This window comes from Roseateles sp. PN1 (genome assembly GCF_038419725.1).
GTDB lineage: Bacteria > Pseudomonadota > Gammaproteobacteria > Burkholderiales > Burkholderiaceae_C > Paucibacter_A.
The window spans coordinates 122,790-147,615 of sequence record NZ_JBCARA010000014.1 but is presented as its reverse complement, the minus strand read 5'-3'; the positions used below and the strand labels follow the sequence as shown (position 1 = coordinate 147,615).

Genomic DNA, 24,826 nt, shown 5'->3' with positions numbered 1-24,826 from the left:
GCGGCCTTGTCTTCTTCGCCCAGGCCGCTCCAGTAAGCGCGTGCCGCTTCCAGCAAGGTGTAAGTGCCTTCGATATTGGTGCGCATGAAGGCGCCGGGGCCGCTGATGGAGCGGTCCACATGGCTTTCTGCGGCGAAGTGGATCAGGGCGCGTGGGCGGTGCTGGCTCAGCAACTGATCCACCAAAGCGCGATCGCAGATATCGCCTTTGACGAAGGTGTGCCGGGCATCGCCTTGCAGCGAGGCCAGGTTTTCCAGATTGCCCGCATAGGTCAGGGCGTCCAGGGTGACCACGGGCTCGTCAGAGCCTTTGAGCCAGTCGAGGACGAAGTTGCTACCGATGAAGCCGGCGCCGCCGGTGACGAGGATAGTCATGAAAGTCTGCGCCCCAAAAATTACAAGCGCCAGACCCGCAGGCCTGCGGCTTCCAACGCCTTTTGATCAAACGACGCTTTCACGTCGATGAAGGCGCCGCCTGCAAGGACCTTGCTGGCCAGATCCGCCGCGCTCAGAGCCTTGTAGCTCTTGTGGGCCACCGCCGCGACGATGGCATCGGCACGGGGCAGGTCAGACCAAGTGACCGGGCGGACGCCGTACTCATGCACCGCCTCGTCTGCATCCGCGTCGGGGTCGGTGACGATCACTTCGACGCCGTAGGTTTTCAACTCGTTGATGATGTCGATCACCTTGGAGTTGCGCAGGTCGGCGCAGTCTTCCTTGAAGGTCAGGCCCAGCACATTGACCTTGGCGCCCTTGATCGGCGAGCCGGCAGCAATCATCTGCTTGATGGTTTGCTCGGCGATGAACTTGCCCATGCCGTCATTGATGCGGCGGCCAGCCAGGATGACCTGCGGGTGGTAGCCCAGCATATCGGCCTTGTGGGTCAGATAGTAGGGGTCGACGCCGATGCAATGGCCGCCCACCAGACCCGGCTTGAACTTGAGGAAGTTCCACTTGGTGCCGGCAGCTTCCAGCACTTCCGAGGTGTCGATGCCGATCTTGTCGAAGATGATGGACAGCTCGTTCATCAGGGCGATGTTCAGGTCGCGCTGGGTGTTTTCGATCACCTTGGCAGCTTCGGCCACTTTGATGCTGGCGGCGCGGTGGACGCCGGGAATGATGATTTGCTCGTAGACCTTGGCGACGGTGTCCAGGGTCTCGGGGGTGTCGCCGGAGACGATCTTGAGGATCTTGGTCAGCGTGTGCTCTTTGTCGCCCGGGTTGATGCGCTCGGGCGAGTAGCCAACGAAGAAGTCCTGCTTCCACTTCAGGCCCGACTCGCGCTCCAGCACCGGGATGCAGACCTCTTCGGTGGCGCCGGGGTAGACGGTGGATTCATACACCACGATGGCGCCCTTCTTGAGATTGCGGCCCACGCTGGTGCTGGCGCCGATCAAGGGGCGGAAATCGGGAATATGGGCTTCGTCCACCGGCGTGGGCACGGCCACGATGATGACATCGGCCTCGGCCAGGCATTTGGGGTCGCTGCTGTACTCGGCGAAGGGCGATTGCGCCATTTCTTCGTCCGAGAGTTCGCGCGAAGGGTCAGTGCCGGCCTGGCATTTGGCGACCTTGTCGGTGGCGATATCAAAGCCGATGCAACGGCGCTTCTTGCCGAATTCGACAACCAGCGGCAGGCCCACATAACCCAAACCAACGACGGCAAGAATACTCATGGTGTTTCCAAACAGACAGTCAAATCAAAACAAAGCTTGTGTATCGTGGCTGGCTTCAGTGGGCCACGATTTCAAGTCAACAAGAAACGAAAGCTGCATCCATTCAGCGATCAGGCTGGATAGACGCACTCCTTATTGGCGGCCATAGCTGTCATCGAAGCGAACGATATCGTCCTCGCCCAAATAGGCACCGGACTGAACTTCGATGATCATCAGCGGCACCTTGCCCGGGTTGGCCAAACGGTGCGTTTGACCCAAGGGGATGTAGGTACTCTGGTTTTCGCCCAGCAGCATGACCTTGTCGCCATTGGTGACCTCGGCCGTACCGGAGACCACGATCCAATGCTCGGCACGGTGGTGGTGCATCTGCAGGCTCAGGGTGGCGCCGGGCTTGACCATGATGCGTTTGACCTGGAAGCGATCACCGGAGTCGATGCTGTCGTACCACCCCCAGGGGCGGTGCACCTTGCGGTGCAGGGTGTGCTCGGCGCGCTTCTCGGCGTCCAGGCGGGCCACGATCTTTTTCACATCCTGGCTGTGGGCGCGGTCGCTGACCAGCACCGCATCGGCCGTCTCCACCACCACCACATCGTTCAGGCCTACCACGCTGACCAAACGGCTGGTGGCATGCACCAAGGTGTTGCGGCTGTCGCTGATGATGGCATCGCCTTGTGAAGCATTGCCCTGAGCATCTTTGTCGGCCACTTGCCAGACCGCCTCCCAGGCACCCAGATCGCTCCAGCCGGCATTCAGGGCCAGCATTTGCATGGCGATGCTGCTGCCAGGACAGCGCTCCATCACGGCATAGTCGATGGACTCGGCCGGAATGGCGGCGAATTCAGCCTTGCCGGGGCGCACAAATTTGGCATCGACCTGGCGTTGTTCCCAGGCCAGGCGGGTGGCGGCCAGAATGTCGGGGCGGAAGCGTTCCAAGGCCTTGATCCAGGCGCTGGCTCTCAGCACAAACATGCCGCTGTTCCAGAAATAGTTGCCGGCTGTTACATAACGCTCAGCCGTGGCGGCATCGGGTTTCTCGACGAACTCGGCCACACGGAGGGCTGCTCCGTCGGCGTCACCTCGGATATAGCCAAAACCGGTTTCGGCGCGATCCGGCGTAATGCCCAGGATCACGATGCTGCCATCAGCTGCACGGCGAATTGCGTCCTGCAGGGTCTGCGTGAAGGCTTGGGCGTCGGTGACGGTTTGGTCGGCGGGCGTCACCACCAGCACCGGGTCGGCGCCGTCTTGCATGGCGCTCAAGGCCGCCAGCGTTAAGGCTGGCGCGGTATTGCGGCCCAAGGGCTCGAGCAACACATTGCTTGGGTCCAAGCCAGTTTCGCGCAGCTGATCGAGGATCAGGAAACGGTGCTCTTCGTTGCCGACGATGTCCGGCCCACTCAAGACCAGGTCATCGGCGGCCAGGGCAGCCAAGCGACGGGCAGCTTGTTGGAACAGGCTGCTATTGCCGGACAGAATCAGGAATTGCTTGGGGTAGGCGGCACGAGACAGGGGCCACAGTCGGGTGCCACTGCCACCGGCCATGATGACTGGCCGGACCTCGATGATTTTCTCTTTCATGACTTTCTCTTCTTCGTTTTCTTGAATTTCTTATGTCGGACTTGCGAAGCCTTGTGGATTCAGGCGTTGCCAACGCCAGCTGTCCTCGCACATGCGCTGCAAATCATGCTTGGCTTGCCAGCCCAGCTTTTCCAGCGCCAAGGCCGGGTCCGCATAGCAGGCCGGCACATCGCCTGGCCGGCGCGCCACGATGTCGTAGGGCACGGCCTTGCCGCTGGTGGCTTCATAGGCTTTGACGAGTTCCAGCACGCTATAGCCGCGGCCGGTGCCCAGGTTGACGGTGATGGATTCGCGGCCGCTGAGCAAGAAGCGCAGGGCGGCGACATGGCCTTCGGCCAGGTCCAGCACGTGGATGTAGTCGCGCACGCCGGTGCCGTCAGGCGTGGCGTAGTCGTCACCGAAGACCTGCAAGCGGGCGCGGCGGCCCACTGCCACCTGGGCCACAAAGGGCATCAGGTTGTTGGGAATGCCGCTAGGGTCTTCGCCGATCAGGCCGCTTGCATGCGCGCCCACCGGGTTGAAGTAGCGCAGGGCGGCGGTCTGCCACTCGGGGTCAGCGGCGCCGAGGTCGCGCAAAATGGTTTCGCCCATCAGCTTGGTGGCGCCATAGGGGTTGACGGCGGAGAGCGCAGCGCCTTCGTTCAAAGGTAAATGCTCCGGCACACCATAGACCGTGGCGCTGGAACTGAAGACGATGCGCTTGCAGCCGTGCTGACGCATCACTTCGCAGGTGTTGATCAAGCCGCCCAGGTTGTTGCGGTAATAGTCCAGTGGCTTGGCAGTGGATTCGCCCACGGCCTTGAAGGCGGCGAAGTGGACCACGGCATCCGGCTTGTACTGCGCGAATACCTGGTTCATGGCCGCGCTGTCGCACACATCGGCTTGCACAAACACGGGCGTCTGACCGCTCAAGGTCGCGAGGCGCTTGAGCACTTCGGGCGAGCTGTTGGAGAAGTTGTCTACGCCCACCACATCGAAGCCGGCCGCTTGCAAAGCCAGCCAAGTGTGTGAGGCGATATAGCCGGCCGCGCCGGTCAACAAAATGGTCTTGTTCATGAGTATCAATTGATCAACAACTGGCCGTAGCAGCCAAAGTTGGTGGCGTCATAGACGTAGCTCGCGGTGCTGCTGTCGCGGGAGTTCCAGCCGGCTTGGCAGCCCAAGGTGATGCCGCGTGAATACAACCAACGGGCGCCCAGATTGAAGGCCTTGTCCTTGTCGTAGTCGGGCACCGTGTTGGCCGCCAATGCGGTCGTGCGATCGCTGTTGGAAAGGGTAGCGCCTGCGGTGAGGAAGACCTTGCTGGTCAACTCGTAGTCGGCGCTGAGCTGCAAGGCTTTGGTGATGCGGTCTTGCTCGTAATTGGTGTTGTTGGGGCCACTTTGGAACAGCGTGCTCTCCAGGCCGGTGTCGCGGCTCACGGAGGTGGAGATATTCCAGCGTGCCGTCGGTTGCCAGCGCCAAGTCAGCTGACCAGTCAAGCCGGAGAAAGTGTTGCTGGTGCCATCGGTCCGCTTCTGGCGGCCGGAGCTCAGGCGCGCGAACAGGGCGCTGCGGCCGCTGAGCGTCCAGTCGGTGGTCAGATCAATGTCATTGCGCTCGTATTTGGCCGCGGCAAAGGTCGGTGGCTTGACCAGAGGCAAGGATGTAATGGTGTAGCGCGGGTAATCGGTGTTGGTGCGGCGGCCCGCCACGCCTAAGCGCAGGTCGGCACTGGGGCGATAGAACAGGCCCAGAGAATAGCGGTTCTGATCAAACTCCAGCCTGGCGTATTCGATCAGGCTAAAACGGCGCCGGTTCATGCCGGCCGAGCCTTCCAGCGTGAACTTGGTCACCAAGCCGAGGCGGACCACGGCGTCAAGCCGGTCGTTGGTCTCGATATTCTTCTCGAACACCGGGTTGATGCCGCTGCCGATGTTGTAGGTAGCCAAGTTGCGGCTGCTGCCGGCGCTGAGCGTGCCCGACAGGCGTTCAATCGTTGACCAGTCCAGGCCGCCTTTGAGGTTATAGCCGTAGTTGTTCAGCGTGCCGCTTTTGCGATAGCGATTGCTTTGCACCGAGGCATCGGCGTAGACGCGTTGCCGGCCGAGGCGTTGATCGATGCCGCCCAACAACGACACCGTGGCCACGTCGTCGCTATTGGCGCCTTCGCTGACGCGGTACAAGTTCGAAACATGGTTCAAGCTCAAGGAACCACCGTAATAGAACGGGGTGGTTTCAGCCTGTGCCGCAAAGCCGATGCTGGCCAAGCTCAGCGCGAGCGCGCAGCGGGCGGAGCCTGTGGTGAATTGCCTTGGCGGATGCGACATGGTGGTCCTTTGATGCGGCTCGGTTCCTTCATCTAGGCCCGGCGCCATTGTTTTTAGTGGTGTTTCTTCAGTACGCATTGCGATCGAACAGCATCAGGCGCGCGGTGCGCACGATGATTTGCAAATCGAGTGCCAGCGACCAATTGCGCAAGTATTCCAGGTCGTATTCCACCCGGGCCTTCATCTTGTCAATCGTGTCGGTTTCGCCGCGCAAGCCGTTTACCTGTGCCCAGCCGGTGATGCCGGGCTTGACCTTGTGGCGCACCATATAGGCCTTGATCAGCTTGCGGTATTCCTCGTTGTGCGCTACCGCATGCGGGCGTGGGCCAACGATGCTCATGCGGCCTTGCAGCACATTGATGAATTGCGGCAATTCGTCCAGCGAGGTGCGGCGGATGAAGGCGCCGAAGGGCGTGATGCGCGGGTCGCCCTTGGTGGCTTGCTTGACTACGGTGCCGTTGTCTTGCGTGCGCATCGAGCGGAATTTGTAGACCAGGATCTCTTCGCCATCGAGCCCGTTGCGGCGCTGCTTGAAGATGATGGGCCCCGGTGAGCTGAGCTTCACGCCGATGGCGACTGCCAGCAAGATGGGTGAAATCAGAACCAAGATCAAGCTGGCCAGCACGATGTCGCTGATGCGCTTGATCAACTCATTGGTGCCGGTGAAGGGGGTTTCGCAAATGCCCACCACCGGCACGCCATTCATGTCTTGCAGGCGGCCTTGAATGATGCTGATGCCAAACACATCGGGCACAAAAAAGAGGGAAGCCGTCGTGCCCTGGATTTGTTCGAGCAATTGCACGATGCGGGGTTGTGAGCCCAGGGGCAGGGTGATGTAGACCTCGCGCACATTGTGCAGGCGCACATAATCGCTTAGCTCGCTGAGCATGCCCAGCAGCATGGGGCTGGCATCGGCGTGCAGGCGGTCGTCCTGGCGGTCATCAAAGTAGCCCAGGAACTCGATGCCCTTGTCCGGTCCCTCCCGCAAGGCCCGGGCCACCTTGATGCCCAAGGGGCCGCCGCCGACGATGACTGCGCCGCGCCGGGTTGTGCTGCTGATGCGGTGCTGAATCTGCTTGCCCAAGACAATCGCGGCAATCTGCAGCACGGGCGTGATGCCGGCCCACCACATCAGCACATGGTCTTCGAAATAACCCATGCTGTTGGTGGCGTAGCCGCACAAGGCCAAAATCACCAGCAATGCCAGCCAGGCACCGAGCACGTCGATGATGGCGCTGACCAGATTGTCGGAAAAGCGGTTGCGTCCCGGGAATGTGAGCGCGAAGACCAGCAGGCATAGGGTCAAGCTGGAGCGCAGAATGGGTTCGCCAAAATAGGCGTTCACCGCCAAGTAGCACAGCACGATGATGCCGGGCTCAAGAAAGGCAGCGACTAAAGATTCAATGGATTGAGGCGCGCTAAAGAACGTTCTTTTATAACTTCTGTCCTCGAACATTGTTCCCGTGCTCCTTGGTGCTGGCCGTGAATTGCCAGCGATACAACTGTTTGCGCGACTGCCAAGCTGGTTTGCTGATTGCCGGGCCACTAAGGCCCGCCTCCCATGGCTGTAATTTGCGCACGATTGTGACGCAAGTCCACAAGCAAAGCCTCGAGCACCGCCCCCTAGTTCGGCGGGTTAGCCCTCGACGATGAGGCGGACTGCCTACAATCCCGCCATGATTCAAGAATGGTTCACGCAAATCACCCCTGCAGTGCAGGATCGCACAGTCCTGTTGCTCAATCATGTCATTTCGCGTGAATCCCACGCCATGGCCCGTTTGAGCCCATTTGCAGGCCGCGCCGTTGTGCTGCATCTGGCTGGCTGGCCTGCTTTGTTGCCGCCCATGCCTGACCTGGCGCTGGGCATCACACCCGCTGGCTTGTTTGAGCGTCTGGACGTGGCTGCCCTGCAAGGCGACCAGCTGCGTATCGAGCTGGATGCTGCCAACCCGGCATTGATGGCTTTGGGCGCCCTGGCTGGCGATAAGCCGCGGGTGACGGTGCAGGGCGACGCCGCCTTGGCCGGCGAGATCAATTGGTTGATGGAAAACCTGCGCTGGGATATTGAAGACGATTTGGCCGCCTTGCTGGGCCCGGCCCTGGCGCATCAACTGGCACGCTGGAGCAAAGCTGCGGGCGTGGCCTTGGCGGCGCTGGCTAAAACAGCGTCTAGTTTTGGCGCAGCCGCGGGTGGCCGCAATGGTGGCAAGGCCGCATGAGGTACTTCGCGCGCCTGCTGGTGATCGTCTGGACGATTTTTCGCTTTGGTCTGGATGAGCTGGCGCTGTCGGGCCTGCGCCGTCGCCGCTTCAAGCTTTTGCGCCGTTTCGTCTCGGTAGGCCGCAGCTGGGAGCAGCCGCGCGGCGTGCGCCTGCGCCTGGCCTTGGAACATCTGGGCCCCATCTTCGTCAAGTTCGGCCAGGTCTTGTCGACCCGGCGTGATCTGGTGCCCGAAGACATGGTCGAGGAATTGGCCAAGCTGCAAGACCGAGTGCCGCCGTTCCCCGCCGCGCAGTCGCGCGCCTTGGTGGAAAAGGCCTTCGGCCGCCCGGTGGAAGAGCTGTTCGGTAGCTTTGATGCCGAGCCGGTGGCCAGCGCCTCGATTGCGCAAGTCCATTTCGCCACCCTGAAGGATGGCCGTGAAGTCGCCGTCAAGGTGCTGCGGCCCGGCATGTTGGACACGATTGACGACGATATGTCGCTGCTGCGCACCGTGGCGGTGTGGGTGGAGCGCTTGTCGGCCGACGGCCGCCGGCTCAAGCCCCGCGAGGTGGTGGCCGAGTTCAACAACTATCTGCACGATGAGCTGGACTTGGTGCGCGAGGCCGCCAATGCGGCCCAGCTGCGCCGCAATATGAGCGGCCTGGACCTGGTGCTGGTGCCCGAGATGATGTGGGATATGTGCAGCTCCGACGTGATCGTCATGGAGCGCATGCACGGCGTGCCGATCTCGCAGCTGCAGCGGCTCAAGGATGCCGGTGTCGACATCCCCAAGCTGGCCCGCGACGGCGTCACCATCTTCTTCACCCAGGTCTTCCGTGACGGCTTTTTCCACGCCGATATGCACCCCGGCAATATTCAGGTGAGCCTGAATCCCGCCACTTTCGGTCGCTACATCGCGCTGGACTTCGGCATCATCGGCACGCTCACCGAGGTGGACAAGGAATACCTGGCGCAGAACTTCATCGCCTTCTTCCGGCGTGATTACAAGCGCGTGGCCGAGCTGCATATCGCCTCGGGCTGGGTGCCGGCCGGTACGCGGGTGGATGAGTTGGAGAGCGCAGTGCGTGCGGTGTGCGAACCGCATTTCGACCGGCCGCTGAAGGACATTTCGCTGGGTCAGGTGCTGATGCGCTTGTTCCAGACCTCACGCCGCTTCAATGTCGAGATCCAGCCGCAGCTGGTGTTGTTGCAAAAGACCTTGCTGAATATCGAAGGCTTGGGCCGCCAGCTGGATCCGGAGTTAGACCTCTGGGCCACGGCCAAGCCTTTCCTTGAGCGCTGGATGAATGAGCAGGTTGGCTGGCGCGCCTTGATCAATCAGGTCAAGAAGGAAGCGCCGCGCTACGCCCAGCTCTTCCCCGAGCTGCCGCGTTTGCTGCATGACGCCCTCAAGCGCCAAGCCAGCAATCAGGACCATGTCGCTTTGCACGCCTTGATCCGTGAGCAACGCCGCACCAATCAGCTGTTGCAGGCTCTGCTTTACGGCGCGGTGGGCTTCACCCTGGGGCTGCTGGGGGCGAGCGTGTTGATGCGCTGGCACTGGGGCTGAAAGCAAGGCTGAGTACAGGGCTGAGATCAGGTCTGAACATTGCCGGTATGCGCCGCGGTGCGATTCGGGATAGTCCCGGGTCGGCTCTGGGGGCAGCTGACCAAAAAAACGCGCCCGCAATAGCGATAATGCGCGCGCTCTAATTTTTCCTCCAGTTGCCCCTGTGCAAAGGCCTGCGCCATGCTCCTGACCCTCGTCATCATCTACCTCTTGGCCACCATCGCCATCGGCTTGTGGGCCGCCAAGCGGGTCAAGAACACGGCGGACTTCGCCATTGCCGGCCGCCACTTGCCGCTGGTGATGATCGTGACCACCACCTTCGCTACCTGGTTTGGTTCGGAGACGGTGCTGGGCATCCCAGCCAAGTTTGTGCAGAGCGGCTTGAACGGGGTGGTGGAAGACCCCTTCGGTGCTGGCACTTGCTTGATCTTGGTGGGCATCTTCTTTGCCGCCAAGCTCTACCGCATGACCTTGCTGACCATCAGCGACTATTTCCGCGAGCGCTATGGCCGCGTGGTCGAGGTGGTGTGCAGCTTGATCATCATCCTCAGCTATCTGGGTTGGGTGGCCGCGCAGGTCACGGCCCTGGGCTTGGTGTTCAATTTGCTGTCGGGCGGCGCCATCAGTATTCCGGTCGGCATGGTGATCGGCACAGCCTCCATCCTGGCCTACACCTTGTTCGGCGGCATGTGGTCGGTGGCAGTGACCGACTTCATTCAGATGATCATCCTGGTGGTGGGCCTGTCCATCATCGCCATCTTCGCGGCCAATATGGCCGGTGGCGCGGACAAGGTGATCGATTTGGCCACCAGCAAGGATATGTTCCGCTTCCTGCCCGAGCCCAAATTCCACGACATCGTCTTCTTCCTCGCTGCGGCCATCACCATGATGCTGGGCTCTATCCCGCAGCAGGATGTGTTCCAGCGCGTGATGTCCGCCAAGGACGAATACGCCGCCACCCGTGGCCCGGTGATTGGCGGCATCAGCTATATCTTGTTCGCCTTCGTGCCCATGTTCTTGGTCACTAGCGCGCTGATCATCATGCCCGAGCAGGCCGCCTCGCTGATTGCCGAAGATCCGCAGCGCGTCATCCCCACGTTGGTGATGGAGAAGATGCCTTTCATCATGCAGGTGCTGTTCTTCGGCGCGCTGCTGTCGGCCCTCAAGTCCACCGCCTCGGCGACGCTGCTGGCGCCTTCGGTGACTTTTGTGGAGAACATCTGGCGCCAGTTCTTCCCCCGCATCAGCGATAAGCAGGAACTGCGCACCATGCGTATTGCGGTGCTGATCTTCAGCGTTTGCGTCTTGACCTATGCCATCGTGCTGCAGGGCACGCCGATTTATGAAATGGTGTCGGCCGCCTATCAAGTCACCCTGGTGGGCGCTTTTGTGCCCCTGGTGTTTGGCCTCTATTGGCAGCGCGCCTCCACCCAGGGCGCCATCTTCGCCATCGTGTTGGGCGTGCTGACCTGGCTGCTGTTCATGGTGACGCCGGCGGGTGAGGTCTTCCCCGCCCAGTTGGCAGGCTTTTTGGCTGCCATCGTCGGCATGCTGATTGGCTCGCTGGGGCCGCAGGCGATCCGCAATGTGCAGGCTTCGCACCACAAAATCGCCGGCCTGGCGCAGTAGTACGCAGGCCGGCGGCGGCGAGCCCCGGCCTTGCACCCTATAATTTGCGGTTTTGAATCAACGGGTTAGACAGATCATGCCAATCTACGCCTACCGCTGCGCTGAATGCGGTCACGCCAAAGATGTGCTTCAAAAGCTCTCCGATGCCCCGTTGACCACCTGCCCGGCCTGCCATGCCGAGGCCTTCAGCAAGCAAATCACTGCCGCCGGCTTCCAGCTCAAGGGCTCGGGCTGGTATGCCACCGACTTCAAGGGTGGCGCTGCGAGCACCAGTGCGCCCGCAGTCGCCAGTAGCGCTGCTGATGCTGCCCCGGCCGCCGCTCCTGCTGCGGCCTGTGGCACCGGTTGTGCTGGCAGTTCCTGCCACTGAGTTGGCGAAGCCGCGCGCGTGAAGAAGTACATCATCACCGGCCTTCTGGTCTGGTTGCCCCTGGCCATCACCATCTGGGTGTTGCACTCGGTGCTTGGCGTCATCGACGGCGTGTTCAGCTCCATGCTGAGCGCCATGCAGGCCGTCTTGCCCAATTCCTTGCGCGACAGCATAGACACCTTGCGCCACATCCCTGGCCTGGGTGTCGTGATTCTGGTCAGCGGCATGCTGCTGACTGGCATGTTTGTGGCCAATATTTTTGGCCAGTGGTGGTTGATGCAATGGGACCGCTTGCTGTCCCACATCCCCATCGTCAAGAGCATTTACAGCTCGGTCAAACAAGTCTCCGACACCTTGTTCTCCAGCAGCGGCAACGCCTTTCGCGAAGCGGTGCTGGTGCAGTATCCGCATCAAGGCTCGTGGACGATTGCCTTCGTCACCGGCAAGCCCAGCGGCGAGGTGGCTGATGCCTTGGGTGATGAGCATGTGAGCCTGTATGTGCCCACCACGCCCAACCCGACCTCGGGCTTTTTCTTGATGATGCCGCGCACCAGCGTGCGGCCTCTGAAGATGAGCGTGGACGCGGCGCTCAAGCACATCATCTCGATGGGTGTGGTGGCGCCTGAGGGCGAAGCGCCCACCCCGGCGCTGGCCAATGCCAATGGTCGAAATCGCGTGGGTTGAGCGCCCGGCAGGTGCTCAACCCTGAGAGCTTTCAAGCCAGCTCGTCAGCGCCTGAATACCAATTTTTTGTCGCGCCCTTCCTGCGGCGCGGCCTTCAAACGAATCCCTGGAGTGATAGAAAAATGAGAACTTGCTACGCCGGACAGGTCAGCGAAAAGCTGCTGGATCAAACCGTTACTTTGATGGGCTGGGCGCATCGCCGCCGTGACCACGGTGGCGTCATCTTCATCGACCTGCGTGACCGTGAAGGCCTGGTGCAAATCGTCTGCGACCCGGATCGTGCCGAGATGTTCAAGGTGGCCGAAGAAGTGCGCAACGAGTTCTGCGTCAAGGTCATCGGCAAGGTGCGCGCCCGCCCGGCCGGCACCGAGAACGCCAACCTCGGAAGCGGCAAGATTGAAGTGCTGTGCCATGAGCTCGAAGTGCTCAACGCCAGCGTCACGCCGCCCTTCCAGATGGACGACGAGAACCTGTCGGAAACGACTCGTCTGACCCACCGCGTGCTGGACCTGCGCCGCCCTTACATGCAAAACAACCTGATGCTGCGCTACCGCGTGGCGATGGAAGTGCGCAAGTTCCTGGACGAGCATGGTTTCGTGGACATCGAAACCCCGATGCTGACCAAGAGCACACCGGAAGGTGCGCGCGACTATTTGGTGCCTTCGCGCGTGCATGACGGCATGTTCTTCGCGCTGCCGCAAAGCCCACAGCTGTTCAAGCAGCTGCTGATGGTGGCCGGTTTCGACCGCTACTATCAAATCACCAAGTGCTTCCGCGACGAGGACCTGCGTGCTGACCGCCAGCCCGAATTCACCCAGATCGATATCGAGACCTCTTTCCTGGGCGAAGAAGAAATTCGCTCCATGTTCGAGGGCATGATCCGCCACGTTTTCCGCAAGGCGCTGAATGTGGAGCTGGGCGACTACCCGGTGATGAAGTACGCGGACGCCATGCATCTGTACGGCTCCGACAAGCCTGACCTGCGAGTCAAGCTGCAGTTCACCGAGCTGACCGATGTGATGGGCGATGTGGACTTCAAGGTCTTCAGCACCCCCGCCACCACCAAGGGTGGCCGCGTGGTCGCCCTGCGCGTGCCCGGCGGCGCCGCGATGAGCCGTGGCGAGATCGACAGCTACACCGAGTTCGTCAAGATCTACGGCGCCAAGGGCCTGGCCTGGATCAAGGTCAACGAAGTGGCCAAGGGCCGCGAAGGCCTGCAAAGCCCCATCGTCAAGAACCTGCATGACAAGGCTGTGGCCGACATCCTGGCCCGCACTGGCGCGCAAGATGGCGATCTGCTGTTCTTCGGCGCTGACCGCGCCAAGGTCGTCAACGACGCCATCGGCGCGCTGCGCCTGAAGGTCGGCCATAGCGAGTTCGGCAAGGCTAACGGCCTGTTCAACGATGTCTGGGCACCGCTGTGGGTGGTGGACTTCCCGATGTTCGAGCAAGACGAAGAAGGCGGCCGCTGGAACGCCGTGCACCATCCCTTCACGGCGCCCAAGGACGGCCATGAAGACCTGATGGCCACGGACCCCGGTGCTTGCATCGCCAAGGCCTACGACATGGTGCTGAACGGCTGGGAGCTGGGCGGTGGCTCGGTGCGTATCCACAAGGCCGAGGTGCAGAGCAAGGTCTTCACCGCGCTGAACATCAGCGCCGAAGACGCGCAAGAGAAGTTCGGCTTCCTGCTCGAAGCCCTGCAATACGGCGCGCCTCCGCACGGTGGCCTGGCCTTCGGTCTGGACCGCATCGTCACCATGATGACCAAGGCCGATTCGATCCGCGACGTGATCGCCTTCCCCAAGACCCAGCGCGCCCAATGCCTGCTGACCGGCGCCCCCAGCAATGTGGACGACAAGCAGTTGCGCGAGTTGCACATCCGCCTGCGTAACGCGGTGGGCACTACGGCTGCTTGAGCCTCCGTGGCTTGAGGTCGAAGAAGGGCGCCGCAAGGCGCCCTTTTTTTGTCTCGTCTTTTTATCCCGTTTTTTCCGGGCTAACTGGGTGCCTCAGCGCAGGTCAAATTTGTGCCAGACCAGCCTCCATCTCATACGGCGCTTGCAAGGGCAACTCAATGCGGGCCGTGCTGCCGCGCCCGAGCTCGCTGCTGAGCTCGATGCGCCCACCCAGCGGCCCGGTCACCAGGTTGTAGACGATGTGCAGGCCCAGCCCCGAACCACCCTGGCCCAGCTTGGTGGTGAAGAAGGGGTCGAAGATGCGGGCCAGCACCTCGGGCGGCATGCCGCAGCCATCGTCGCTCAGCTCAATCAGCACGCGGCTTTCGCCCAGGCGCTGGGCGCGCACCGTCACCGTGCCGCCTTGCTGGGGCGCAAAAGCGTGCAGCACGGCGTTGTTGATGATGTTCATCAGCACCTGAACCAGCGGGCCGGGGTAGCTGTCCAGCAGCAGGCCGGGCGGCACTTGCTCGTCCAAGGTGACGCCGCTGAGCCGCAGGCTAGGCCCGAGGCTCAGCGCGGTTTCGTGCACCACGGCACGCAACTCGAACTCGCGCCGCTGATGGCTGGACTGATCCACCGCCACTTGCTTGAAGCTGCTGATCAATTCGCTGGCGCGGTGCAGGCTGGCCTCCAGCATGGCGCCGGCTTCGTGCAAGGTGGCCAAAAATCCGTGCAGCTCGCTGCGCCGCAGGCCGCTTTGCATGCTGGCTTCGAAGTTCTTTTGCCGGTCCACCAGGGTCGAGGCCATCAGCAAGGCATTGCCAATCGGCGTGTTCAATTCGTGGGCGATGCCGGCCACCAGGCGGCCCAGCGAGGCCAGCTTCTCGGCATGCACCAACTCCCCCTGCGCCAGTTGCAGGTGGCGCAGCGCTTCGGCCAACTCGCCATTGCGGGAGGCCAGCTCCTGGGTACGTTGTTGCACGCGCTGCTCCAGCTGGCTGTTGAGCTCGCTCAGCTGGGCCTCCACTTGCTTGCGGTGGGTGATGTCCACATCCATGCTGACAAAGCCCATGCGCTCACCCTCCAGCGGCATGGCGAAGGTGGTGGCCAGAATCCACAGCGAGGTGCCGTCGCGGCGCCGCACCTGGGCCTCGATCGGGCCATAGGGCTGGCCGCTGCGCTGAATCGCCTGCAGGTTTCTCAGCACGGCCGCCGCGCCCTCCGCATCGCACAGGGTGCCCTCCAGGGTGTGGCCCAACATCTCGGCAGAGCTGTAGCCGTACATCGCTTGCGAGGCGGGGTTCCAGTACAGCACGCGGCCCGCTTCATCAAACCACTGCACCGCCACGGCCGGGGTGTTCTCCAGATTGGCCAGCAGCTGGCGTTGGCTGAGCTGCACGGCGGCCTCGGCCTTCTCGGTCTCGGTCACATCGAAATAGCTGAGCAGCAAATTGCCGCCCACCCACATGCCGCCCACAATGGTCGTTAGCAAGTCGCCGGCGCGGTTGTGGAGATGGATCTTGACCGCCTCGACCTTACCGCCGCTCAGCCGGGCCTCTTCGATGCGGGTCAGCCAGCCCAGCCGCGTGCGCTTACGCACATGCGGGTCAGGGTAGGCGATGCGCCACCACTCCTCGATGCTGGGCGTCTCCACGGCGCTATAGCCCATCAGCTCCGTCCACTGCTGGTTCACGGCCAGGATATGGCCCTCAGCGTCCGCATGCAGCATGGCCACCGGCGCGGATTCAAACAGCTGCCGAAAGCGCACTTCGCTGTCGCGCAAGGCGCGTTCGGCCAGACGGGCTTCGGTGACGTCGACATAGCTGGTCAGAATCGTGCGCTCACCCTTGACGTCGATATAGCGGCCCGACACCTCGCTGACTCTGATGGAGCCATCGGCATGGCGCAGCTGGACCTCGCGGCCAATCACCATCTCGAAACGCACCAGGTCATCGATGAACTGGCTGCGCTCTTGTGGATCGACCCAGAAATCAAAGCGATGGCCGCCCAGGCCTTCACATTGCTCGGGCCGGTAGCCGTAGCATTGGTACCAGGCCTCATTCCAGTAGGTCAGCACCAGGTTCTCTGTCAGCGGCGAGCGAGCCATGGGCACGGGGGCGGATTCGAACAGAGCGGTGAAGCTCTGCTCGCTTTGTTCCAGCTTGGCCTGCGCTAATTTCAGCTCGGTGATGTCGGTGGCCACCGACAGGACCAGGGTCTCGCCGTCTTGTTCGAACAGGGTCGAGGAATAGAGCAGCCAGCGGGTCTCGCCTTGTTCGTTGCTGCGGTGGGTGCTGAGGTGGCGCAATTCCCTCTTGTCGAGCAGCTCGCGCAACTCCGCCTCCATATCGGCGCGCGTCTTGAAGAGATCCAAGTCCATCGGGCCGCTGCGCAGGGCCTGCTCGCGCGTCATGCCGGCGAACTGCTCGAACGCTGGGTTCACGTCGGCATATTTGCCGTTTGACAAGCTCAGCAGGGTGATGGGGTGGGGAATAGCCTGGAAGACCAGGCGAAAGCGCTGCTCGGTGGCATCCAGGGCCTGGGCCATTTGGTTGAAAGAGGCGGCCAGGTCGCCGAACTCGGCATCTCCATCCACCGGCGCACGGGCCTGGCGTTCACCCGCCTGCAGGGCTTGGTGGGCTTGCATCAATTGCTGCAGCGGCTGCATCACCAGCCGGTGGATGCGCGCCGCGCCGGCCAGGGCCAGCAAGAGGCAGGACAGAACCGCGAACAGGCCGATGCGTTTGAGGGTGGCGACCCTGGCGAACAAGCTGGCCTCCGGCTGGGCGTAGATCAGCTGCCAGTCCAGCTCAGGCACCCGCAACTGCAAGGCGTACCAGACTTGCGAGCCAACATCGACGCGCACCACCTTGGGGGCCGTCGTCAGCGATCCTGAGCCCAGGGCCGCCAGCAAGGCCGTGGTTTGTGGCGCGCTGGCTTCGGTCGGCAGCAGCAAGGCCTGACCCTCTTCGCCCAAGCCGCCGGCCAGCAAGCGGCGCTGGCGGTCCAGCACCAGCAAACGTGCATCTCCTGCCATGGTGTTGCCCACGGCCATCGCCAGTATGGGGGCCAACTTCAGACTGGCGCCCAGCTGCCCTTGGGGCTTGCCTAGGGCGTCAAAAACCGGGGTACGGAGCAGCAGCACCAGCTCACCCGAGTCGGTGTTGATGCTGGGGTCCGTCAATGCGCCTTGATTCTCTTGAGGCTGCGCCAGGATTTGCGCGACCTCGCGCTCGAAATTGGGGCTGGCCAATTCAGTGCGTCCCTGCAAGTTGCCGGCCCGGTCGAGCAGGTAAAAGCTCTCAAACCGCTGGCTGGCACCCTGCCATTGGCGCAGCGCCTCCTCTTGCTGCCCTAGCTGGCCGCTGAGCATGGCCGGGCTGCGGCTGGCGAGGCGCAGCACATCGCGCCCATCTTCCAGGCCCAGATTGATGTGGCCCAGGTACTGCGACAGCGTGGCATTGGCGCGTTCATCAAACTCATCCCGCATGGACTGCTCCAGCAGTGCCAGCCCCAGGCCCAGGGTTGCCGTAACAACAAGCAAGGTGGGCAAAATCACACTGACAAAGATGCGGGGCAACAACTTCATGCGTAAGGGTCGGCGACCGTGGCGGGTAGTGACAGCTTACCGCTGAAAACTCACCCGGCTAGCCCTGCCGCCAAGGTGCATGCCCCCAGGCGTGCGCAGTGACTTGAACAAGCGCTATGCTTTGCGGATGAACCTTGGTCCCGCCCTTGACGAGAACCGCCCCCGCTTCAAGATTCCCGAATCGGTGCTGGTGGTGATACACACGCCCGATCTGCAAGTGCTGATGCTGGAGCGCGCCGACCGGCCCGGCTTTTGGCAAAGCGTGACTGGCTCCAAAGACTGCCAGGATGAGCCGCTGAGCCTGACGGCCGCGCGCGAGGTGTGTGAAGAAACCGGCTTGGTCGCCGATGCCCCTGGGCTCGCTTTGCGCGACTGGGGTTTGGCCAATCACTACGAAATCTACCCGGTCTGGCGTCATCGTTATGCACCAGGCGTCACGCACAACGTCGAGCATGTGTTCGGCCTGACCGTGCCCGAAGCCGGCCCGGTGCAGCTGGCGCCGCGCGAGCATTTGCAATACCGCTGGCTGCCCTGGCGCGAGGCGGCTGATCTGTGCTTCTCGCCCTCCAATGCCGAGGCGATTCTGCAGTTGCCGCGCTTTGTGGCGGTGCCGGCCCAGGAGTCCGCGCCGTGAGCAGCAAGCTGACTCAGTTGCCGTCGGCCGCGGCCGGCAAGCCGGCGTCCTTGCGGGTGGCCACTTACAACATCCACAAAGGCGTGCGTGGCATGGGGCCGCAAAAGCGGCTGGAGATCCACAACCTTGGCCAAGGCATTGCGGCGCTGAAGGCCGACCTGGTGTTCCTGCAAGAAGTTCGGCACTTCCATCACCGCGAAGCCCAGCAGTTTCAGCACACCTGGTTTGGCTGGCCCGAGCAGGGGCAGGCCGAGTTTCTGGCGCCCGATGGTTATCAGGTGGCCTACCGCACCAATGCCTTTACCAAGCATGGCGAGCATGGCAATGCCCTGTTGTCGCGCTGGCCGCTGGGCGATGTGGGCCACCACGATGTGTCTGACCACCGTTTCGAGCAACGCGGCCTGCTGCATGTGCCGGTGAGCTGGGAGGGCAGGGTGGTGCACACGGTGGTGGCGCATCTGGGCCTGATGCACAGCGGCCGGGTGCGCCAGGTGCAGCGCCTGGCCGAGTTCATCCACAAGCATGTGCCGCCCGACGCGTTGCTGGTGGTGGCGGGAGACTTCAACGACTGGGGCGAGCGGCTGGATGTGCCCATGCGCGAGCAAGGCCTGGCCCGCGCCGCCCTGCCCGATGGCCGGGCGCGTTTGGCCACTTTCCCTTCCCGTATGCCGTTTTTCTCGCTGGACCGCATCTACACCCGCGGCCTGCAATGCGTGAACCTGCAAGTTCCCAAGGGCCCGGCCTGGGCGCGCATGTCGGATCACTTGCCCCTGCTGGCTGAGCTGGAGCTGAGCGAGGGGTGAGCGTGCCACCCGAAGTCGACCCCTTGCTGTCCTGGCATCCGCTGCCCAGGGCGGAGTTCGTCGGCGGCAATCAGCTGCGCCTGCTGCGCGGCGGGGATGAGTTGTTCCCCGCGCAGTCACAAGCCTTTGCCGCCGCCCACCATGAGATCTGGCTGGCCACCTACATCTTTCACTTCGACAGCGCTGGCCAGGCCGTGCTGGATGATTTGATCGCCGCGGCGCGGCGCGGTGTGCGGGTGCGCCTGGTGGTGGACGGCTTTGGCTCGCGGGCCAGCCTGCCCTGGCTGCAGGCGCAGCTAGAAGGCAGCGGCGTGGCGCTGGCGGTGTTTCGGCCGATTGACCGTTGGTACAGCTGGCTGCAACCCGGTCAGCTGCGCCGACTGCACCAAAAGCTTTGCGTCGTGGATGGCCAGCACGCCTTCATCGGCGGCATCAACATCATCGATGACCGCATGGACATCAACCACGGCGTCACCGAGCAGCCGCGCCTGGACTTTGCTGTGGATTTGCGCGGCCCGCTGGTACAAGCCGTGGAGCAGTCGGCGCGGGCGGTCTGGTCGCGCGCCTGGCTGGGGCGGGACTTCGGCGAAGAGCTCTTGGCCCTGGTGCGCAGCCCCGAACCGGTGGCGCGGCTGCGGCGCCTGGCGCGCCGCTTGCGCATGCCCAGATTCGGCGGCAAGCCATCGCAGGGCCAGGAGCTGCCGCCGGTGAGTGCCGCCTTTGTGCTGCGTGACAACCTGCGCCAGCGCCGCACCATCGAGCACGCTTATGTGGACGCGATCCGCAGCGCCAGCCAAAGCGTGGACCTGATCACGCCTTACTTTTACCCCGGCCAAGCCTTTCGCCGGGCGCTGCGTGGTGCCGCCAAGCGCGGCGTGCGGGTGCGCCTGATTCTGCAGGGCAAGCTGGACTACCGCATTGCTGGCATGGCCGCGCAGGCGCTCTACACCGAGTTGCTGGGCTATGGCGTCACCATTTACGAATACACCCCCGCCTATCTGCACGCCAAGGTCTGCGTGGTGGATGAGTGCTGGGCCACGGTGGGTAGCTCCAATATTGACCCGCTCTCGCTGCTGCTCAATCTGGAGGCCAATGTGATCGTGCGTGACGATCAGTTCGCACGCGATGTGGCGGCGCAATTCGATGCGGCGGCGGCGCTGTCGCGCCAGGTCGACCGCGACTCCCTGGGCGGCGGCCTGCGCGGCGTGTTGCGACGCGCCTTGGTGGCTTGGGCGGCCTATGTCTATTTGCGTGTGGCCGGGGCGACGGGGCGCTATTGAGTGCGTGCTGAGCAGCAAATGCTTACCTTTTGCGGCGGCCTGTTGACCGGCGAGTTCGACGCCCATCCGCAAGACTTGTGAGGCTCGGCCAAGCGCTTTTTTGATCCCGACATGAGCCTGGGGTCGATGAAGGAGGGCAAGCGCGATTGGCGACTTGATTTCCGTCAAATGAGTTAGGCCTGGATGCTGTCAGGCTTGATCCTATGCCGACCTCGAATTCGTCCGCCGTTTTTCGCGCTCAGGCCCTCACCAAGGTCTATGGGGAGGGCGAGACGGCGGTACATGCCTTGCGTGGGGTTGATCTGGAGGTGGCCCGGGGCGAGTTCATCGTGCTGCTGGGGGCCTCGGGCAGCGGCAAGTCCACGCTCTTGAACATCCTCGGTGGTCTGGATGTACCCAGCAGCGGTGAACTCAGCTTTGCCGACCACCAATTGAGTGGTGCCGATGAGGCCGAACTGACCCGCTACCGGCGCGAGCATGTCGGTTTTGTGTTTCAGTTCTACAACCTGATCCCGAGTCTGACCGTGCGTGAAAACATTGCGTTGGTGACCGATATTGCTGCCCACCCCATGGCCGTGGATGAGGCGGTGGCGATGGTGGGCTTGAGCGCGCGTGCCGACCATTTCCCGGCGCAGTTGTCGGGTGGCGAGCAGCAGCGGGTGGCGATCGCGCGCGCCATCGTCAAGCGCCCGGATGTGCTCTTGTGCGATGAACCCACCGGCGCCCTCGACTATCAGACCGGCAAGCTGGTGCTGGAAGTGATCGCCAAAATCAATCAGGAGCTGGGCACCACGGCCGTCGTCATTACCCATAACGCGGCAATAGCGGCGATGGCGGATCGAGTCATCTATCTTGGCGACGGCAGTATTCAGCGCATCGAGCAGAACGCGCACAAGCTGACGCCCTCGCAGCTGTCCTGGTAGCGAAGCTCATCCCATGCGCGCCCTCGACCGCAAGCTGCTGCGCGACCTGCGCCTGATGTGGAGCCAGGCACTGACCATCGCCCTGGTGGTGGCCAGCGGCATCGGGGGCTTCTTCACCAGCTTGTCGGCGGTGGACTCGCTGGCAGTGGCGCGCGATGACTTTTATGCCGAGGGGCGCTTCGCTGATCTGTTTGTTGGCCTCAAACGAGCGCCGCAGGCCTTGCAGTCCCAGTTGCAGCAACTGCCCGGTGTGTTGCTGGCTCAAACCACGATAGAGCATTTGCTGCGCGTTGAAAGCCACGGCACCGAGGCTGGCCACGGCGACCCCATCATTGGGCAGATGATAGGCCTCGATCTGGCGCATCCGCAGGCCCTCAACCGGGTCTCACTGCGCAGTGGGCGTTGGCCCGTGGCGGGGCAGAGCGGCTCGGCGCCAATCGAGGTGCTGGTTTCGCAGGCTTTTGCGCAGGCACGCGGCCTGCAGCCGGGCGCGCGTATGTCGGCGCTGATGAATGGGCGCCTGCGCGAGTTGCTGGTGGTTGGCACGGCACTGTCGCCCGAGTACATCTTTGCCGGGCTGGGCGGCATGCCGGATATGCGCGGCTTTGGTGTTTTCTGGGTCGATCGCGACTTGCTGGCAGCGGCCTACGATATGCGCGGCGCATTCAACCATGTCGCCCTGAAGCTGGCGCCGGGGGCCTCCGAGGTGGCGGTGGCTGCGCAGGTGCAGGCCGTCTTGCAGCCCTACGGCGGGCAAGAGGTGTTGACGCGCGCCGATCAGGGCTCTCACGCGATGCTGGCCAACGAGATCAAAGAGCAGCGTGTGATGGGCTCCGTCTTGCCGGCGATCTTCCTCGGCGTGGCCGCCTTTTTATTGAATGTGGTGCTGTCGCGCCTGGTGGCCACGCAGCGCGAGCAGGTCGCGGCGCTGAAGGCGCTGGGCTATCCAAATCGCAGCATTGCCGCGCACTACTTGAAGCTGGTCTTGCTGATCACCGCGCTGGGCCTCTTGCTCGGCCTTGCCCTTGGCAAAGTGCTCGGCAGCATGCTGACTGGCCTGTATACCGAGTTCTTCCAGTTCCCGCGCTTCGAGCACGCCATCTCGGCCGACCTGCTGCTGATCGGCTTTGGCGTGACGCTGCTGATGGCCGTGCTGGGTACGCTTAACGCCATCGGGGCGACGGTTCGGCTGGCGCCGGCCGAGGCCATGCGGCCCGCCGCGCCGGGGCGCTATCGCCGGGCTTGGCTGGAGCGCTTGGTCGGCCCGGCCGCGCCGCTCACCTTGCGCATGATTCTGCGCAATATGGAGCGCCGCCCTTTGCGCAGCGGCCTGTCGATTGGCGGCGTGGCGGCGGCAGTGGCCATCGTGGTGATGGGCAACTTCTTTCGCGATGCGATCGAGTTCATTGTGGACAGCCAGTTCAATAGCGCCATGCGCAGCGATGTGCAGATGTGGCTCAGCGAGCCCGCTGATGATGCGGCCCGGCATGAGTTGCAGCGCCTGCCGGGGGTGTTGACGGTGGAGTCGGGGCGTGATGTGGCGGTGCGCTTCGTCAACGGGCAGCGCAGCGAACGCGGCAGCATTCAGGGCTATGCCGAGCAGCCTCAGCTGCGCCGCATCATGGATGTGGATGGCAAGCAGCTCACGCCCGGGCGCGACGGCTTGGTGATGACCGACCGGCTGGCCGACAAGCTGGGGCTGCGTGTCGGCGACCTGGTGCGGGTGGATGTCTTGGAGGGGCGTCGGCGTGTGCTGACCTTGCCGCTGGAGGCGACCGTTCGCGAAATGATGGGGCTCAATGCCTATGCCGAGCGGCGCGTGTTGAACCGCTGGCTGGGTGATGGTGATGTCAGCAATCAGTTTGGCTTGGCGCTCGAGCGTGGCAGCGAGGCGGCGCTGCTGCAGGCCGCGCAAGCGCTACCGCGTGTGGTCGGCACCTTCAGCAAGGCTACGCTGTTGCGCAATATGCAGGACATCAGCGCCCGCAATGTGCGCATCATGAGCAGCATCTTGACGCTGTTCGCCACCGTTATCGCGGTGGGGGTGGTCTATAACAACGCCCGCATCGCACTGGCCGAACGCGCTTGGGAGCTGGCCTCCTTGCGCGTCCTGGGTTTCAGCCGCGCCGAGGTCTCGGGCATGTTGCTGGGTGAGATGGCCTTAGGAATCGCCATCGCACTGCCCTTGGGCATGTGGCTGGGCTGGGGGCTGACGCAATTGATCGTTGACCTGTTGAAGTCCGACCAGTTTTTGTTTCCGGTGGTGATCCAGCCGCGCACCTATGCCTGGGCTGCGATCGCGGTGCTCGGGGCCGGCATCGCCAGTGCCCTGGTAGTGCGCCGCCGCATTGACGGTTTGGACTTGGTGGCCGCCTTGAAAACGAGGGAGTGAGTGGTGATGCAGAGCAAAAGCAAATGGTTCGGAGGAGCGGCCTTGCTGCTGGCGGTGGCCGCCTTGGTCTGGGCCTTGTCGCCACGACCCCAAGCGGTGGAGACGGCGGCGCTGAGCCAAGGCCGTTTTGAAAGCAGTGTGGAAGAGGACGGCAAGACCCGCGTGGTGGACCGCTACCTCATTTCGGCGCCGCTGGCCGGGCGCTGGTTGAGGCCAAGCTTGCGCGAGGGTGATGCGCTTTTGCCCGGTGCCTTGCTGGGCCAGATCCTGCCCGCCGCTGCACCGCTGCTGGATGCGCGCAGCCGCGCCGAGCTGAGCGCCCGCGTCGAGGCGGCTGCGGCCAGCTTGCGTGCCACGCAAAGCCGCGCCGAGCGGGCTCGTGTGGCGCAGGAGTTGGCCAGTCAGGAGCTCAAGCGTAGTGAGCAGCTGGCCCGTCAAGGCTTTGTCGGCGCGGCCAAGCTGGCGACGGACCAGTTGGGTGAGCGTGCGGCGGCGCAGGAGCTCGCGGGTGCCGTGTCCGACATCCAGGTCGCCCAGTTCGGCTTGCAGCAAGCGCGCGCGGCGCTGGGCCTGATGAGCCAGCCGGGCGGCAGCCCTGGCCGAGCTTTTGACTTGCGCGCACCGGTTGCCGCCCAGGTCTTGCGTTTGCTGCAGCCCAGCGAAGGCGTGGTAGGCCTGGGTGCGCCCTTGCTGGAGATAGGCGACACCGCGCGGCTGGAGGTGGTGGCCGAGTTGCTGACCAGTGACGCCTTGCTGACCCCGCCCGGCAGCCCCGTGTTGATCGAGCGTTGGGGTGGGCCTCAGCCGCTGCAGGGGCGCGTCAGCCGGGTTGAACCGGGGGGCTTTACCAAGGTTTCGGCGCTGGGGGTGGAGGAGCAACGTGTGCGCGTCATCATCGAATTGAGCAGCCCCTTGGCCGAACGGCGGCAACTCGGTGACGGCTATCGACTCGCGCTGAGGATCATTACGCGCAGCCAGGAGGGCGCCAGCCTGGTGCCGGTCAGCGCCGTCTTCCCCTTGCCGGGCGGGCGGCCGGAGCAGCGCGCGGTGTTTCGTATCGAGGGCGGCCGCGCCAGGATGACCGAGGTGGAACTAGAGGCTCGCAACAACCAGCAGGCCTGGTTGCGCAAGGGGCTGGCGGCCGGTGCGCGCGTCATCGTCTATCCGCCGGCGACGCTCAAAGATGGCGACCGGGTGGTCGAGCGCAAATCTTGAGCGAAGTGGCCGACTGATGCTCAAGGCCAGGGATGCTGGAGTCCCACGCTGACATGATCGGCTCAATACGGC

At 63.2% G+C, this 24,826-nt stretch carries 19 protein-coding genes; 12 read left to right on the top strand and 7 right to left on the bottom strand.

Translation table 11 applies throughout. The features are described from left to right. The 6 genes from AABB87_RS19800 to AABB87_RS19775 form a co-directional block, all read right to left on the bottom strand. A partial coding sequence (locus tag AABB87_RS19800; protein WP_341971688.1) for a GDP-mannose 4,6-dehydratase occupies window positions 1-374 on the bottom strand: 374 nt, incomplete at its 3' end. A 20-nt stretch (window positions 375-394) separates the two neighbouring features. Beyond that, on the bottom strand, window positions 395-1,675 hold the full coding sequence (locus AABB87_RS19795; protein ID WP_341973010.1) for a nucleotide sugar dehydrogenase: 1,281 nt from the start codon (window positions 1,673-1,675) through the stop codon (window positions 395-397). Window positions 1,676-1,807: 132 nt separating this feature from the next. Beyond that, window positions 1,808-3,253: a mannose-1-phosphate guanylyltransferase/mannose-6-phosphate isomerase gene (locus AABB87_RS19790; protein WP_341973009.1), complete on the bottom strand. Its 1,446-nt coding sequence runs from the start codon at window positions 3,251-3,253 to the stop codon at window positions 1,808-1,810. 30 nt (window positions 3,254-3,283) lie between these two features. Next, window positions 3,284-4,309: a UDP-glucose 4-epimerase GalE gene (gene galE, locus AABB87_RS19785; protein WP_341973008.1), complete on the bottom strand. Its 1,026-nt coding sequence runs from the start codon at window positions 4,307-4,309 to the stop codon at window positions 3,284-3,286. A gap of 5 nt (window positions 4,310-4,314) precedes the next feature. Then, complete coding sequence (locus tag AABB87_RS19780; RefSeq protein WP_341973007.1) at window positions 4,315-5,562, bottom strand: hypothetical protein; 1,248 nt, start codon at window positions 5,560-5,562, stop codon at window positions 4,315-4,317. Window positions 5,563-5,629: 67 nt separating this feature from the next. After that, window positions 5,630-6,925 carry an undecaprenyl-phosphate glucose phosphotransferase gene (locus AABB87_RS19775; protein WP_341973006.1) on the bottom strand — a complete coding sequence of 432 codons (1,296 nt, stop codon included), beginning with the start codon at window positions 6,923-6,925 and terminating at the stop codon, window positions 5,630-5,632. 313 nt (window positions 6,926-7,238) lie between these two features. Here AABB87_RS19775 and AABB87_RS19770 point away from each other — a divergent pair, with 313 nt between their 5' ends. From AABB87_RS19770 to aspS, 6 genes are all read left to right on the top strand, one after another. Next, window positions 7,239-7,781, top strand: a complete 543-nt coding sequence (locus tag AABB87_RS19770) for a hypothetical protein (RefSeq protein ID WP_058720535.1) — start codon at window positions 7,239-7,241, stop codon at window positions 7,779-7,781. Then, complete coding sequence (ubiB, locus tag AABB87_RS19765; protein WP_341973005.1) at window positions 7,778-9,334, top strand: ubiquinone biosynthesis regulatory protein kinase UbiB; 1,557 nt, start codon at window positions 7,778-7,780, stop codon at window positions 9,332-9,334. The genes AABB87_RS19770 and ubiB overlap by 4 nt, the downstream gene beginning before the upstream one ends. Before the next feature lie 180 nt (window positions 9,335-9,514). Then, a complete protein-coding gene (locus AABB87_RS19760; protein WP_058720533.1) occupies window positions 9,515-10,963 on the top strand; it encodes a sodium:solute symporter family protein in 1,449 nt (482 codons plus the stop codon). Window positions 10,964-11,039: 76 nt separating this feature from the next. Continuing rightward, window positions 11,040-11,333: an FmdB family zinc ribbon protein gene (locus tag AABB87_RS19755; protein ID WP_058720532.1), complete on the top strand. Its 294-nt coding sequence runs from the start codon at window positions 11,040-11,042 to the stop codon at window positions 11,331-11,333. Window positions 11,334-11,351: 18 nt separating this feature from the next. Then, window positions 11,352-12,017 (top strand): DUF502 domain-containing protein, encoded by a 666-nt coding sequence (locus tag AABB87_RS19750; protein ID WP_058720531.1) that lies wholly within the window; start codon window positions 11,352-11,354, stop codon window positions 12,015-12,017. A gap of 122 nt (window positions 12,018-12,139) precedes the next feature. Beyond that, complete coding sequence (gene aspS, locus AABB87_RS19745; protein ID WP_058720530.1) at window positions 12,140-13,936, top strand: aspartate--tRNA ligase; 1,797 nt, start codon at window positions 12,140-12,142, stop codon at window positions 13,934-13,936. Window positions 13,937-14,039: 103 nt separating this feature from the next. Here aspS and AABB87_RS19740 read toward each other — a convergent pair whose 3' ends face one another. After that, complete coding sequence (locus AABB87_RS19740) at window positions 14,040-17,507, bottom strand: PAS domain S-box protein (protein WP_341973003.1); 3,468 nt, start codon at window positions 17,505-17,507, stop codon at window positions 14,040-14,042. A 127-nt stretch (window positions 17,508-17,634) separates the two neighbouring features. Between AABB87_RS19740 and nudB the strand changes: the two genes are divergently transcribed. From nudB to AABB87_RS19710, 6 genes are all read left to right on the top strand, one after another. Further along, window positions 17,635-18,141 (top strand): dihydroneopterin triphosphate diphosphatase, encoded by a 507-nt coding sequence (nudB, locus tag AABB87_RS19735; protein ID WP_341973002.1) that lies wholly within the window; start codon window positions 17,635-17,637, stop codon window positions 18,139-18,141. Further along, the gene (locus AABB87_RS19730; protein ID WP_341973001.1) at window positions 18,138-18,944 is read left to right on the top strand and encodes an endonuclease/exonuclease/phosphatase family protein; all 807 of its coding nucleotides are present in this window, start codon (window positions 18,138-18,140) and stop codon (window positions 18,942-18,944) included. Before nudB ends, AABB87_RS19730 begins: the two co-directional genes overlap by 4 nt. A gap of 2 nt (window positions 18,945-18,946) precedes the next feature. After that, the gene (gene clsB, locus AABB87_RS19725; RefSeq protein WP_341973000.1) at window positions 18,947-20,224 is read left to right on the top strand and encodes a cardiolipin synthase ClsB; all 1,278 of its coding nucleotides are present in this window, start codon (window positions 18,947-18,949) and stop codon (window positions 20,222-20,224) included. A 203-nt stretch (window positions 20,225-20,427) separates the two neighbouring features. Beyond that, complete coding sequence (locus AABB87_RS19720) at window positions 20,428-21,147, top strand: ABC transporter ATP-binding protein (RefSeq protein WP_341972999.1); 720 nt, start codon at window positions 20,428-20,430, stop codon at window positions 21,145-21,147. 13 nt (window positions 21,148-21,160) lie between these two features. After that, the gene (locus AABB87_RS19715; protein WP_341972998.1) at window positions 21,161-23,539 is read left to right on the top strand and encodes an ABC transporter permease; all 2,379 of its coding nucleotides are present in this window, start codon (window positions 21,161-21,163) and stop codon (window positions 23,537-23,539) included. A 6-nt stretch (window positions 23,540-23,545) separates the two neighbouring features. Beyond that, window positions 23,546-24,754 carry an efflux RND transporter periplasmic adaptor subunit gene (locus AABB87_RS19710; protein WP_341973012.1) on the top strand — a complete coding sequence of 403 codons (1,209 nt, stop codon included), beginning with the start codon at window positions 23,546-23,548 and terminating at the stop codon, window positions 24,752-24,754. Window positions 24,755-24,826 lie beyond the last annotated feature (72 nt).